Annotated in this window: 13 protein-coding genes; 6 read left to right on the top strand and 7 right to left on the bottom strand. The window is 57.5% G+C overall.

The window, feature by feature from the left end; translation table 11 throughout:
• Positions 1-2: 2 nt before the first annotated feature.
• The 5 genes from ACZ1HJ_RS01470 to fnrL all read left to right on the top strand — a co-directional run bounded on the left by ACZ1HJ_RS01470 (position 3) and on the right by fnrL (position 5,567).
• A complete protein-coding gene (locus ACZ1HJ_RS01470; RefSeq protein WP_472720599.1) occupies positions 3-1,088 on the top strand; it encodes a microcin C ABC transporter permease YejB in 1,086 nt (361 codons plus the stop codon).
• 3 nt (positions 1,089-1,091) lie between these two features.
• Positions 1,092-2,198, top strand: coding sequence for an ABC transporter permease (locus ACZ1HJ_RS01465; RefSeq protein ID WP_472720598.1), 1,107 nt, complete (start codon positions 1,092-1,094; stop codon positions 2,196-2,198).
• Entirely contained in the window at positions 2,195-3,784 is a 1,590-nt protein-coding gene (locus ACZ1HJ_RS01460) for an ABC transporter ATP-binding protein (protein WP_472720597.1), read from the top strand. The genes ACZ1HJ_RS01465 and ACZ1HJ_RS01460 overlap by 4 nt, the downstream gene beginning before the upstream one ends.
• A 17-nt stretch (positions 3,785-3,801) precedes the next feature.
• Positions 3,802-4,701, top strand: coding sequence for a sulfotransferase domain-containing protein (locus ACZ1HJ_RS01455; protein ID WP_472720596.1), 900 nt, complete (start codon positions 3,802-3,804; stop codon positions 4,699-4,701).
• A 119-nt stretch (positions 4,702-4,820) separates the two neighbouring features.
• Positions 4,821-5,567 carry a transcriptional regulator FnrL gene (gene fnrL, locus ACZ1HJ_RS01450; protein ID WP_472720595.1) on the top strand — a complete coding sequence of 249 codons (747 nt, stop codon included), beginning with the start codon at positions 4,821-4,823 and terminating at the stop codon, positions 5,565-5,567.
• A 152-nt stretch (positions 5,568-5,719) separates the two neighbouring features.
• Here fnrL and ACZ1HJ_RS01445 read toward each other — a convergent pair whose 3' ends face one another.
• A complete protein-coding gene (locus ACZ1HJ_RS01445) occupies positions 5,720-6,406 on the bottom strand; it encodes a response regulator transcription factor (RefSeq protein WP_472720594.1) in 687 nt (228 codons plus the stop codon).
• 163 nt (positions 6,407-6,569) lie between these two features.
• On the opposite strand from ACZ1HJ_RS01445, the gene ribA reads away from it, so the two are divergent.
• Positions 6,570-7,661 (top strand): GTP cyclohydrolase II, encoded by a 1,092-nt coding sequence (ribA, locus tag ACZ1HJ_RS01440; RefSeq protein WP_472720593.1) that lies wholly within the window; start codon positions 6,570-6,572, stop codon positions 7,659-7,661.
• Between the two features lie 12 nt (positions 7,662-7,673).
• On the opposite strand, the gene ACZ1HJ_RS01435 is transcribed toward ribA, so the two are convergent.
• The 6 genes from ACZ1HJ_RS01435 to ACZ1HJ_RS01410 form a co-directional block, all read right to left on the bottom strand.
• A complete protein-coding gene (locus tag ACZ1HJ_RS01435; RefSeq protein ID WP_472720592.1) occupies positions 7,674-8,369 on the bottom strand; it encodes an ABC transporter ATP-binding protein in 696 nt (231 codons plus the stop codon).
• Positions 8,369-9,076: an ABC transporter ATP-binding protein gene (locus ACZ1HJ_RS01430; protein WP_472720591.1), complete on the bottom strand. Its 708-nt coding sequence runs from the start codon at positions 9,074-9,076 to the stop codon at positions 8,369-8,371. Before ACZ1HJ_RS01430 ends, ACZ1HJ_RS01435 begins: the two co-directional genes overlap by 1 nt.
• Entirely contained in the window at positions 9,073-10,017 is a 945-nt protein-coding gene (locus ACZ1HJ_RS01425; RefSeq protein ID WP_472720590.1) for a branched-chain amino acid ABC transporter permease, read from the bottom strand. Before ACZ1HJ_RS01425 ends, ACZ1HJ_RS01430 begins: the two co-directional genes overlap by 4 nt.
• The gene (locus ACZ1HJ_RS01420; RefSeq protein ID WP_472720589.1) at positions 10,014-10,940 is read right to left on the bottom strand and encodes a branched-chain amino acid ABC transporter permease; all 927 of its coding nucleotides are present in this window, start codon (positions 10,938-10,940) and stop codon (positions 10,014-10,016) included. Before ACZ1HJ_RS01420 ends, ACZ1HJ_RS01425 begins: the two co-directional genes overlap by 4 nt.
• A gap of 120 nt (positions 10,941-11,060) precedes the next feature.
• Positions 11,061-12,308: an MFS transporter gene (locus ACZ1HJ_RS01415; RefSeq protein WP_472720588.1), complete on the bottom strand. Its 1,248-nt coding sequence runs from the start codon at positions 12,306-12,308 to the stop codon at positions 11,061-11,063.
• A gap of 65 nt (positions 12,309-12,373) precedes the next feature.
• Entirely contained in the window at positions 12,374-14,005 is a 1,632-nt protein-coding gene (locus ACZ1HJ_RS01410; RefSeq protein ID WP_472720587.1) for an MFS transporter, read from the bottom strand.
• Positions 14,006-14,013: the final 8 nt, after the last annotated feature.

Genomic DNA, 14,013 nt, shown 5'->3' with positions numbered 1-14,013 from the left:
GCATGGGCGCCTATATCCTTCGCCGGTTGCTGCTGATCATCCCAACGCTTCTGGGGATCATGATCATCAATTTTGCACTGGTCCAGTTTGTCCCCGGTGGTCCGGTGGAACAGATCATCGCCCAGATGCAGGGCGAGGGTGACGTCTTTGGTGGGTTTGCGGGCGGCGGCGAGGATGCCACGCTGGCCGGTGGCGAAGAGAGCAGCGATTACCTGGGCTCACGCGGTTTGCCGCCGGAATTCATCGCGGAGCTGGAAAAGCAGTTCGGTCTGGATAAGCCCCCGTTGGAACGGTTCCTGAACATGATGTGGAACTACATGCGGTTCGACTTTGGAGAGAGCTATTTCAAGAAAGAAACGGTTACGGATCTGGTGCTTGATAAGATGCCGGTCAGTATATCGCTTGGTTTGTGGTCGACACTGATCGCTTATCTGGTGTCGATCCCACTTGGCATTCGCAAGGCGGTGGGCGATGGCTCGCGCTTTGACACATGGACCAGCGCGGTGATCATCGTGGCGTATGCAATCCCCGCCTTCCTTTTTGCCATCATGTTGTTGGTGCTCTTTGCCGGGGGCAGCTATTGGCAGCTCTTCCCGCTTCGGGGTCTTACGTCAGATAATTTTGAGCAGTTGAGCCTTGTGGGGAAGGTGCTGGATTACTTCTGGCACATCGCTCTGCCGGTGACGGCGTCGACCATCGCGGCGTTTGCCACGCTGACACTGCTGACCAAGAACAGCTTTCTGGATGAGATCAAGAAGCAGTACGTGATGACCGCCCGCGCCAAGGGGCTTAGCGAAGGCAAGGTTCTCTACGGGCATGTCTTCCGCAATGCGATGCTGATTGTGATCGCGGGCTTCCCTGCGGTTTTCATCGGTGTCTTTTTCGGCGGGTCGGTTCTGATCGAGACGATATTCTCGCTCGATGGTCTGGGCCGTCTTGGCTTCGAGGCGGCAGTGGGCCGCGACTACCCCGTGATGTTTGGCACGCTCTTCCTCTTTGGTCTGATCGGCCTTGTCGTCAATATCCTGTCGGACTTGATGTATGTGCTGGTTGATCCGCGCATCGATTTTGAAAAGCGGGCGGGGTAGGGTATGGCGCTTTCGGCCCTCAATCAGCGCCGCTGGCGCAACTTTCGCCGCAACAAACGCGCCTTTTGGTCGTTGATCCTCTTTGCGATCATTTTTGGTATCACGCTCTGCGCTGAATTTGTTGCCAATGATAAACCGATCCTGATCAAGTACCGCGGTGATTTTTACACACCGATTTTCAATTTCTATCCCGAAACGGAATTTGGCGGGGATTTTGAGACCGAAGCGATCTATCGCGACCCGGAGGTGCGATGCCTCATCGTATCCGGCGGGTTGGAGACATGCTTCGAAGACCCTGACGGCGTTATTGCGGATGCCGAAGACGGTGTGGTGAATGGCGAAAACATCGCCAAGGGCTGGGCCATCTGGCCGATCATTCCCTATAGCTATGACACCTCTGTCGATCGCTCAGGGGCGGCGCCCTTGCCGCCGAATGGTCAGAACCTGCTGGGGACTGATGATACCAAACGCGACGTGCTGGCGCGGGTGATTTATGGGTTTCGGCTATCTGTGCTGTTCACCCTGATCGTCACGGGGTTATCAACCGTGATCGGTGTCTTTGCGGGCGCGGTGCAAGGGTATTTCGGCGGTAAAACCGATCTGATCTTTCAGCGCGTTATCGAGATTTGGGCATCCACCCCGCAGATCTACGTGATCATCATTCTCTTTGCGATCCTGCCGCGAAGTTTCTGGCTTCTGGTCGGAATCACCGTGCTCTTTGGCTGGATGGCGCTTGTGGGGGTTGTCCGGGCGGAATTCCTGCGTGCGCGCAATCTGGAATATGTCCGCGCGGCCAAGGCGCTTGGTGTGAGCAACCTGACCATCATGTTCCGCCATATGCTGCCCAATGCCATGGTAGCCACGCTGACCATGTTGCCTTTCGTGATCACCGGCACGATCTCTCTGCTTGCTGGGCTTGATTTCCTGGGCTTTGGGTTGCCGTCGTCGTCGCCGTCATTGGGGGAATTGACCCTTCAGGCCAAGCAGAACCTGCAAGCGCCATGGCTGGCCTTCACCGCCTTTTTTGCCTTTGCCATCATGCTGTCGCTTCTGGTCTTCATCTTTGAAGGCATCCGGGATGCGTTCGATCCCAGAAAGACCTTTGAATGAGCCTTCTTGACGTCAAGGACCTGACCGTTGGCTTCCGTCAGGACGGCCAAGTGACGCAAGCGGTCAAGGGCGTGTCCTTCACCGTGGACCGAGGTGAAACCGTGGCGTTGGTGGGCGAATCCGGATCAGGCAAATCGGTCACTGCGCTCAGCACGGTATCGCTCTTGGGCGGATCTGCCCATGTTGGTGGCAGCGTTACCTATAACGGTCAGCAGATGATCGGCGCAGATGAAAAACTGCTGCGCGATGTGCGGGGCAACGATATCAGTTTCATTTTTCAGGAGCCGATGACGTCGCTGAACCCGCTGCACACGCTCGAAAAGCAAATCCGCGAGTCGTTGGAATTGCATCAGGGCCTGACCGGCGACGAGGCGCGGGCACGGATCGTGGAACTGATGGAGAGGGTGGGCATCCGGGATGCCGAGAGCCGTTTGGGCGCCTATCCGCATCAATTAAGCGGCGGGCAACGTCAGCGCGTGATGATCGCGATGGCGCTGGCCAACAAACCCGACATCCTGATTGCCGACGAACCGACAACCGCCCTTGATGTGACCATTCAGGCGCAGATTTTGGACCTGCTTGCCGAACTCAAACGTGAAGAAGGCATGGGCCTTTTGTTCATCACCCATGATCTGGGCATTGTACAACGCATTGCTGACCGGGTTTGCGTGATGAAGGACGGTGAGATCGTTGAAACCGGCCCGACGGCTGAAATCTTTGCCAACCCGCAACACGAATACACCCAAAAGCTGCTCAGCGCCCGCGCCGTGGGTGAGCCTGACCCCGTCCCGGCAAATACCAAGACGCTGGTGGAAACAGAGGCATTGCGGGTCTGGTTCCCTATCCAGCAAGGGTTTTTCAAAAAGACCGTCGGGCATGTGAAAGCTGTTAATGAGGCCACAATTTCGGTCCGGGCGGGTGAAACACTCGGCATTGTTGGTGAAAGTGGATCAGGTAAAACAACGCTGGCCCTCGCGGTTATGCGGCTGATCCCATCGCAGGGTGGTATCCGGTTTGACGGAGAAGACGTCACCGCCTGGAACACCCGCGAATTGCGTCGTCGGCGGGCAGATATGCAGATTGTTTTTCAGGATCCGTTTGGCAGTTTGAGCCCGCGCATGACCTGCGAACAGATCATTGCCGAGGGCCTTGGTGTGCATGGCAATCCGGATGGGCGGCCCGCCCGCGATCTGGTGGCTGAAGTGATGACAGAGGTCGAACTTGATCCCAGTATGATGGATCGCTACCCGCATGAGTTCTCCGGCGGTCAGCGCCAGCGGATTGCCATCGCCCGCGCCATGATCCTGCGACCGAAACTGGTGGTTCTGGATGAACCGACATCGGCGCTCGATATGACGGTGCAGGTGCAGATCGTTGATCTCTTGCGTCGCCTGCAGGTCAAATACGGGCTGGCCTACCTGTTTATCAGCCACGATCTGAATGTGGTGCGCGCGATGAGCCATCGGGTACTGGTGATGAAACAGGGTGATATCATTGAGACCGGTGAAGCGCAGGCGCTTTTTGAGAACCCACAGACCGAATATGCACGAACGCTGCTGCACGCAGCTTTGGATCTGACGACCTGATATTTTGAGGTTTATAAATGACCCGGACGCGTCCCCGCAGCATCGCCGAAATGGACAGGATTGACGAAAATTTCGTTAGCGCGGAAAGCATGCGACGTGCTTTGTCTTATGCCCCGGACCCGACGGATATCTTCATATCGCCCTATGCGAAGTGCGGCACCACATGGATGCAGCAAATTGTTCATGGTTTACGCACGGGCGGGTCCATGGCCTTTGATGAAGTGTCTCAGGCGGTTCCGTGGCTTGAATTGGCCTATGACATGGAAATTGACGTCAATGCGGATCAAGCGGCGCGACCGCATGCGTTCAAGAGCCACTTGTCGTGGAATGACATCCCCAAGGGTGGTCGCTACATCGTTGTTCTGCGCGACCCGGTGGATGCCATGTTGTCATTGCACAAGTTTCTCGAGGGGTGGCATTTTGAAACCGGTAGCATCTCTTTGGAAGAGTTTGGTCACTATTACCTGACCCGTGACAAGGGCAACAACTATTGGGATCATGCCGCCTCGTGGTGGCGCCAGCGGGACGACAAGAACGTATTACTCTTCTGTTTTGAGCATATGAAACAAGATCTAACCCCGGTTGTTGCGCGCGTTGCGGATTTCATGGGGCTGCCGGATGATCCGGAGCTGCGCAAACTGGCGCAGAAGCAAGCCAGTTTTGCGTTCATGAAGGCCCATAGCACGCAATTTGATGATCACTTGCTGCGGTCTTACAGGGATGAACCCTGTGGGTTGCCGACCGGTGGCAGAGCGACAAAAGTATCCACGGGCAAAGTTGGCGCTGGCAAGCCGTTGATCAGCGCGGCCATGCGGGCGCGTTTCGATCAGAAATGGCAGGATACGATGGGGGCTGAATTCGGGCTACCGTCTTACGATGCGCTCATGGCGGAAATGGAGCGCCGCAACGCCGATTGAACGCTGCGTCAACATGACCCGCGTTGCGCGTGTTTTTCCGGCCCGGTCGTGGTATTACGTGTGGGACATACGTGATTGTGCGGCCCCTGGTGCAACATGAGATTGCTAGGTGATTTTAGATGCTGAACGCGCCCCTGACAAAGGCTCCCCGTGACTGTGGCGATTGTCCGATCCGCCACCGTGCCGTGTGCTCACGGTGCGAAGCCGAAGAGTTGGTGCAGTTGGACAAGATCAAGTATTACCGCACGTTCGAGGCCGGGCAGGCGGTGATCTGGTCCGGCGATCATATGGAATTTGTGGGCTCGGTCGTATCTGGCATCGCCACGCTGACCCAGACTATGGAAGACGGGCGCACGCAAATGGTCGGGCTGCTTTTGCCCAGTGATTTCGTGGGCCGCCCGGGCCGGATTGAAGCCGCCTACAACGTTGTGGCGACCACAGATGTGGTGATGTGTTGTTTCCGCAAAGCGCCGTTTGAGGCGATGATGGCCACAACCCCTCATATTGCGCAGCGCTTGCTTGAAATGACCCTGGACGAGTTGGATGCCGCACGCGAATGGATGCTGGTTCTGGGGCGCAAGACCGCCCGTGAGAAAATCGCATCGCTTTTGTCGATCATTGCCCGGCGTAGCGCGACGCTGCATCTGTCCCAAGCCACGGGACCAATCGTGTTTGATCTGCCTCTGACCCGTGAGGCGATGTCAGATTATCTGGGCTTAACGCTGGAGACGGTCAGCCGTCAGATATCGGCGCTGAAAAAAGACGGGGTCATCGAGCTTGAGGGCAAGCGCCACGTGACTGTCCCGGATTTTGATCTGCTGTTGGCCGAGGCCGGTGATGAAGGCGACAGCGCGCAGGTAAACTGATATTTGCAGGGCGTCGGTTCAAAAAAATGACCCCGGGAAACCCCGAGGTCATTTTTGAAAGGTGCATATGAATTCCCGTATATGCGACGGTCAAATCTGGTCCTAGAGGAGGGATAGCGGAGCAGATAAAGGTCAGTTTTGGATGCCTGTGGTCAGGCCAGCAGGCGGTAGCCTCCTGATTCAGTGACCAACAGGCGCGCGTTCGAAGGATCGGGCTCGATCTTCTGACGCAAGCGATAGATATGCGTTTCAAGGGTATGTGTGGTGACACCCGCGTTATAACCCCAGACTTCGTGCAAGAGGATGTCGCGCGGCACAACGCCCTCGGTCGAACGATACAGAAACTTCAGAATGTTGGTTTCTTTTTCAGTCAGGCGGATTTTCTTGCTGTCTTCCGTTTCCAGCATCTTCATGGCCGGTTTGAACGTATATGGCCCAAGTTGGAACACCGCATCCTCGGATTGTTCATGCTGGCGGAGTTGTGCACGGACACGGGCCAGCAGAACCGGGAATTTGAAGGGCTTTGTGACGTAGTCATTGGCGCCCGCATCCAGACCCAGAATGGTATCTGCGTCACCGTCATGGCCGGTCAGCATCATGATGGGGGATTTGACGCCCTGTTTGCGCATCAAACGGCACAACTCGCGGCCATCCGTGTCGGGCAGGCCCACATCAAGAATGACCAGATCATAAATGGCGTCCTTGGCTTTGGTCATCGCTTCGGAACCGTTGGCCGCTTCGAACACGTCAAAGTCTTCTGTCAAGACCAACTGCTCGCTCAGTGCCTCGCGCAGATCGTCATCATCATCGACAAGTAAAATTTTCTTTAGCTGTCCCATCGGGAAATTCCTTGCGTTGTTTCCGGGAAGATGCGGTAGCCATTGCGTGTTCACAAGGTGTGCTACAGACTTCTCACGCCCACGTGTTACCACGCGAGCGATTGTTTCAATCCATTTCAAAAGTCTGTACATCTGTCGTGATGATGACAAGGACCCCGTGCGCATGAGCTTGGCCCCGGATACAACTGAAATTCTGGCACGTGCCCGCGCTGATTTGCGCATGGGCGTGCCGATCGTGCTTGCGGGCCCGGATGGCGCCGCCCTTGTGCTCGCGGCAGAGACGCTGGATGCGCAACGCCTGGCGGACGTACGGGCTCTGGGCGGTGGGTCGGTTCTGGCAATCACGGCCCGGCGCGCGGAAACGCTCAAGGCACGTGCCTATGACGGCGATCTGGCGCGGGTCAAACTGCCGCCGGATGCAACGCTGACCTGGGTCTTAGGCGTGTCTGACCCGGCAGATGACCTGAAGACACCAATGAAGGGCCCGTTGATCTCGGAACGCGAGGGTTCTGCAGATCTGCACCGCATCGCCTTGCGGCTCGCCAAAGCCGGGCGTCTCTTGCCAGCCGTTTTGGTGCTGCCGATGTCGGACGCCGTCCGATTTGCGGCCGAAAACGGGCTGACTGTGGTGAACGCCACCTTGGCAGGCCCGGTGCTGGAGGCGTCAAGCCCGCTCAATCCGGTGGTCAGTGCCCGTTTGCCGCTGGCGGTGAGTGAGGCCGGGCGATTGCATGTGTTTCGCCCCGAAGACGGTGGAGAGGAGCATTATGCCATCGAAATCGGCAAGCCCGCGCGGGACACACCCGTTTTGGCGCGACTGCACTCTGCATGCTTTACCGGCGATCTCATGGGGAGTTTGAAATGCGATTGCGGTCCGCAATTGCGCGGCGCATTGGCCCAGATGGGTGCGACGGGCGAGGGGATATTGCTTTATCTCAATCAGGAGGGGCGCGGCATCGGGTTGGCCAACAAGATGCGTGCCTACAGCTTGCAGGATCAGGGATTTGATACGGTTGATGCCAACCACCGGCTCGGCTTCGAAGATGATGAGCGTGATTTTCGGATCGGGGCGCATATCCTGAAAACCATGGGATTTAGTCAGGTGCGCCTCCTGACCAACAATCCCAGCAAGATTGCAATGATGGAAGCCAATGCCATTGCTGTCACGGAGCGCGTACCGCTACAGGTGGGCGAAAACGAACATAACCGCGCCTACCTTGCCACAAAGGCCGCGAAGTCCGGGCATCTACTGTAAGTGTTCTTATGGTCAGACGCCGAGGTAGCGTTTGATGATATGCGGCTCGTCCTGCAACTGCTTGGCCGGCATGGCCTCGCCGCATTGACCGTTTTCGATGAAAATCACGCGATTGGCGACCGATAGCACGGCATCGACGCGCTGTTCGACCAATAAAACGGCCACGCCTTTTTCGCGCATCTTTATGATCACCTGACGGATTGCCTCGATCATCGAAGGCTGCAAGCCTTCTGTTGGTTCGTCCAGCAACAGTGCCTTGGGGCGGAGGCAAAGCGCCCGCGCCGTGGCCAGCATCTGTTGCTCACCACCCGATAGTGTTTCGGCCCGCTGCAGATAGCGCTCGCGCAGCCGGGGGAAGAGGTCCAGCACATCTTGCAGGATTTCAGGGTCGCTGTTGCGGGTGCGCATGCCGATCTCGAGGTTTTGCGCCACACTGAGCCCGGCAAACAGACGCCGCCCCTGAGGGACATAGCCGATCCCCGCACGCGGTACGAGATGTGGTGCCAATTCCCCGACGTCGTCGCCATCAAGGCTGATACTGCCGGACATCAGTGGCAAAAGCCCCATGATCGTCTGCATGGTCGTGGTCTTGCCAGCCCCGTTCCGGCCCAACAGGCACAGGATCTCGCCCTTGTTCACTCGTAACGACAGGTCTCGCAATATCTGTGCGCGGCCATAACCGGAGTTGATGTTGTTCAGAACCAGCATCAGCCCGTCCCCAGATAGGCGGATTGAACGGACACGTCAGCGCGAATTTCTTCTGGTGTGCCTTCGGCCAGAACCTCGCCAAAATTCAAAACGGTGACCTGATCGGCGGTTTCCATGACCACATTCATATTGTGTTCGATCAGCAAAATGGTGGTCTGCCCGGCAAGTTCCCGCACCAGGACTTTGAAATTGTCGATCTCGGTGTCCGTCAGGCCTTGCGTTGGTTCATCCAGGATTAAAAGCCTGGGGCGCTGCACCAAACCCATGGCAATCTCAAGCAGGCGTTGGTGGCCATAGGCCAGATCACCGGCTTCGTGGTCAATCAGGTCCAGAAGCCCCACCGCGTTCAAGGCTTCGTTCGTGGCTTCTTCGACCTCAGCGGGTTTGAGATGGCGGCGCGCGGCCAGTGCCACGTTTTCGCCGGCGGGCAGGCGCTCAAACACCGACGTGATCTGGAACGTGTATGCCATGCCTTTTGTGATCCGCTCATGGGCGGGCAGCGCGGTGATGTTTTTGCCATCGAAAAAGACGGTGCCGGTGCTGGGCAGAATGCGCCCGCTGATCATGCCAACAAGGGTGGTTTTACCCGCGCCGTTTGGGCCGATCAACGCGCGGACCTGTCCGGATGGAACATCAAAAGTGACATTGCGTACGGCCTGCAGGCCGCCGAAGTTTTTACTCAGCTCGCGGGTCGAGAGAAGGTTCATGGCAACCATCTCCAAATCCGGTTTCTGAGTTCGCCAACCAGGCCTTGCGGCGCAAAAAGGGTCAAAGCGACCAGAACAACACCGGCGATCAGCATATAGGCGGTGGTGATGCCGGAGCTGAGATCGATCAGGTAGAACATGAAGAGCGTGCCAACAAAGGGGCCCAGAATGGTGCCCGCGCCGCCCAACAGCACCCAAAGCAGCGGAAAGATGGAATATTGCACGCCTGCGAAGCTGGCACCCACATACCCAAAAAGCACGCCGTATGTGGCACCTGCGCCCGCCGAAATGGTGCCGGACAGCACCATGGCGCCGAGTTTATGCGCAAATGTATTGTAGCCCAGCATCCGCACGCGTTCCTCGTTTTCGCGGATGGCGATCAGGGTTTTGCCGAACGGGCGTCGCACCAGCCATAGCGATACGAACAGGCAAATCGCAAAGAGGATGAAACCCGCAAAGTACCGGTTTGTGGGGTCGCTCAGGTCGATGCCCCACAAGACGCGTTGCGCCTGTTGCAGGACAAAGCCTTCATCCCCCCGGGTGAATTCGCCGAAGTAGAGCACGGTGAGGTACCCGGCCTGGGCAAACATCAGCGTGACAATCATGAATGCCACACCGGCGGTGCGCAAAGCCAGGACGGCCAGCAAGGCGGACACTACGGCCCCCGCGGCCACCCCGGCCAGAAGTGCGGGCGCAACTGAGAGGTCGAAAAACTGAATGCCCATTCCGGCGCCATACATGCCCGCCGCAAAAAAGAGCGCGTGACCAAGGCTGAGAAGACCGGTGTAGCCAAAGAGGATATTGTACCCAACCGCATAGCTGGCCAGTACCATGATGCGCGCCAGATTGCCGTGATGATAGGCGGGCAGAACAAACTGCAAGACAAAGAGAAGCGCCAGCAAACCGCCATGCAGGACGATGATTTTGGTCTTCTCGGTCATCTTTCGCGCGTTCCGGCCAGGCCTTGGGGGCGGAAAACCAGAACCAGCCCAACCAGCAACGTGGCCAGAATTTTGGCCAGTGTCGGGGAGAAGAAGACCGAAATGATGCCGTCGGACAATCCAATCAGAATTGCCGCCAGAACCGTGCCAGGCAGGCTTCCGAGGCCGCCGATGATGACCACGATGAAGCTGAGCAGCAGGGGGTCCGCGCCCATCAGGTAATGCGCCTGCTGAATGGGAACAATCAACACGGCGGCCAGCGCGGCCAGCGCAGCGCCGAGGCCGAAGACCATGGCATAGACCCGCTCGACCGGGATGCCGAAAGCGAGCGCCATGTCACGATCTGCCTGCGTGGCGCGCATAACGAGGCCGATGCGCGTGCGTTTCATCAGCACCCAAACACCGATCAAAACCGTGGCTGCTGCACCGATAACGGCCAGTTTATAGGTGGTTGTGCCGAGGCCCCATGGCCAGATCATCTGCCAGCCGTTTTCCCCGTTTTCAAACCAGGGAATGGAAATGCGGGTGTTGAAAGGGGCTTCGACCGGGCGGGCCTCAGGGCCGTAGGTCATCAGCGTGAGTTGCTGAATGATGTAGAGCAGCCCGATTGTGGCGACGATCGTGCGCTCCGGGTCATAGTCTACCCGCTTGAGAATGGTCATATCGGCGGCCACCGCGATGGCGCCCACCACCAACGGTGCCACCACCAGTGCCACGCCAAACCCAAGGGCAGGGTGTCCACCCAGGCTGTGTGCGATCCACCAGGCAATCACCGCGCCCAGCATGAAAAACTCACCATGGGCGATATTGACCACGCGCATGACGCCAAAGACCAACGACAGGCCCACGGCGGTCAGTGCCAGAACAGCAGCTGAAACAGCACCTTCCAGAGATGCGAGGATAAGATACGGCCCCAATTCCATGTTGGCGCTACGCTGCCCCGGTATTGCCGCGCTGACAAGGGTGGAAGTGCTGATATCGGGGATTTTTGCAGGCGGGGTGTGGTCGTGGTAGTGCGCGGGTGGGTACGGGTTCGGTGTTCTCTACTTCGGCTCCACAGGCTCAACGTCCGTGCGGCGGGCCCATAAGGCCAAAAGCACCAGTGCTGTCACACCGCATGCCACGTACCATCTCAGAACCTGTTGCAATTCGCCATAAGCCATCTGATCGGAGGCAGAGGCCGTGAGAGATGCGACATAAAGCGTTCCGGCGAATGCGAGCCGGGCACAAAAACTGCGCAGCGAAAGATATGTTGCGCGACTATCATCTTCGAGCATCGGCTGCGTCCGGGCGAGGATGAACGGTTGTGACAGAGAGTTTGGCACCATGCGGAAAAACAGCAGGGCGATGGCCAGCAAATTATTGGTCAGGGCCAGAACCGCCACCAATGTGATCTGCATGGCGAAGGCCAGCAACAGGATCGCGGATAGGCCAATGGCATGGCGTAAACGTAAGGCAAAGAGCGATGTCACGACCGACAATAGCATCATGATGGCCGAGGTCGCGCCGCTCACGACCGGAGCCTCGGCCGCGAGACCGACATTGTTCAAAGCCTCCAGAATGAAAGGTTGGCCAAAGACGAAGGGAATGTGGCTGAAGCCGTACATCAGGACACTGAGGGCGAAAAGCCAGACCAATACCGGTTCGGTCATGGCTCTGCGCAACGTGGTCAGGCGGTGTTTGTCAGATTTTCGGTCGGATGCCGGTGTTTGATGCGGTGGTTCATGCAATTTCAGCGTCAGGCCCACAAGACCGATGGCCACCAAGGCGCTGATCAAAAACGGAAGCGTTTCACTGAAATAGGCCATGACCCCACCCAGAACCGCCGAGAGGGCGAGCGCCACAAAGCCAAACCGCCACGCGCGGAGTTCTTGCGCTTCAACCTCGTCCTGCCGGTCTGTGGCGGCAAGAGATTCGTAGAGTAGTGCACTGTCTGTGCCGGAATTGAACGCCGTGCTGGCACCTAAAAACACCTGTGCGATCGCAAAAATTGCGAAGCCGTCGCCAATGGTCAGCAATACCGTACCGATCAGCGTGGCCAGCGCAGAAAGGATCAGGGTCAGACGGCGCCCCAACCTGTCGGAGAGGTAGCCTGACGGCACCTCCATTGCGGTCGTTCCGATGTCGTAGATTGCGTAAAGCAGGATGGCTTCGGCTGCGGAAAGCCGGTTTTGGAAAAACAGAAACCAGATGGCCTGCCAAAAGACCAAATTGCGTAGGAACTGGAACCACGGATAAAGCGCGATGTTTCTGGCCGGTCCATTGGTGGCTGGTGGGCTGCCTGCGGTCACGTTTCAATTTCCTGCGGGCGAAGGCCCGGTTCAGGAACTATGGTTCGCGGATTGCGCGGGGCGCGTCAATCTTTGGCGCGCAAGGGGGAGCGTTGAACCATGAAGATCACGATCAGCGGGAGGGCCACGGTGAGCGTTGTAACGGACAGCAAAAGCCATCCGAGCTCGCTGTAATCGGCAGTTGTCTGGATCGTGTTGGTGGCTGGATCACGCACTTCGCGTGTGACTTCGAAAATCTGGTTCAGGTATTTCGTCATCAACGCGCTGGCCGACAGGGCCAGATTGGTGAAGGAGGCCATGACGGCAAAGAACGTGGCCTTGAGATGCCCGGGCGCATTCCGCGCGATCCAGGCGAGCATTGGAATGACTGCGACCTGCCCCAGTGGTGACTCAACCGCTGTATCCAGCACGGCAATGAACCGCGCGTCGACGATGCCGTTGGTCATGGCCGCCGTGGTTTCATGCAATCCGTAATAGAGCGCGATGTTGGGAAGCGTCAGCGCCCCGCCTACCAATGTGAGCATGATCACCAGCCAGGTGATGGAGCGGCTGGCCATCATCGGGCGCAACAGGACCATGCCCGCCAAGGTAAGAACCGAAACGATGAGCGACAGTACAGACAGGAATTGCTGGTCGAACAAAAGCACATCAATTTCGAACCATGTCTGTCCTGGTCCGGGTTGTGGCACTGCGCGGAAAAAGAAGAGGATCAAGGCCGTTCCCACCAGTGCCTTTGCCTGTGCCGGGGTCAGGACCTTCAGGAGTTGGCGCATCAGCACGACGACAATGGTCATTGAACCCGCGAAAATGATTTCCTGACCGTAGGGGATATTGGTCAGGCCCACTGTTAATGTCAGCGCCACAAAGGCTGCACCACCAATGAAATACCAGTAATTGGGTGTGGTTTCTTCGTCGGGCTGGTCCAGCGCTGCGATCTGATCTTCGGGTACGTCCTGGTCTCTCAAACGCCGCTGCTTGGCGCGTTTTTGTAATCCGGCCAGCACCACACCGGAGACGGACAATAGCGGGATCACCAACGCCATCAGATAGATTTTGGCGTAGGTGTGGGCCTTGTCAGCCTCGGTCATGTTTTCGATGTCTGTGAACATGTAGATATTGACCAAGGCCACCACGACCGTGCCGCCAATCAGTGCAAACCGGCCAAGCGTCTGCATGGTGGTGTGCATGGCTTTGGTGGCGTCTTCGGGCATCGGCTGGCCGGTTTCGTCAACTTTTGGCACCGCTTCGACAGACATGGCGTCGGCAACGGCGTCCTGAATGACAAGGCCGCACGGGGCCAGAATGAACGATGTGATGTACCAGCTGCTGATGGGCATGATGGCCTGCATCATCGCTTGCTGGGTGATCACCAGATACATAATGAAGACGCTTGCCGCGGTCAGGATCGCGCCGAGCCAGACCAGTATCCATTTCCACTTCCAGATGATGTCGACAAGATGCCCAAGCGGCATTTTCAGCGCCCATGGCAGCCCTGCCCAAAACGCAAGGCCGGCCAGATAAGCGGCTGATAAATCGAGGTAATCCTTCACAAAAAACGTGCCGACAATGCCGGTGATCGTGGCAACGCCATATGAGAAATAGATCATGATCGGCGGCAAAAACGACCAGCGCAATTGCCGGATCAGGTCAAAGATGACCGCGTCGATCCCCCGGGTGAAACTGCGTACAAAATTCATCCGGCGCA

The organism is Roseovarius sp. JB2-10, from assembly GCF_055693585.1.
The sequence above is the reverse complement of the archived record's forward strand: the minus strand, read 5'-3'. Positions and strand labels throughout refer to the sequence as shown.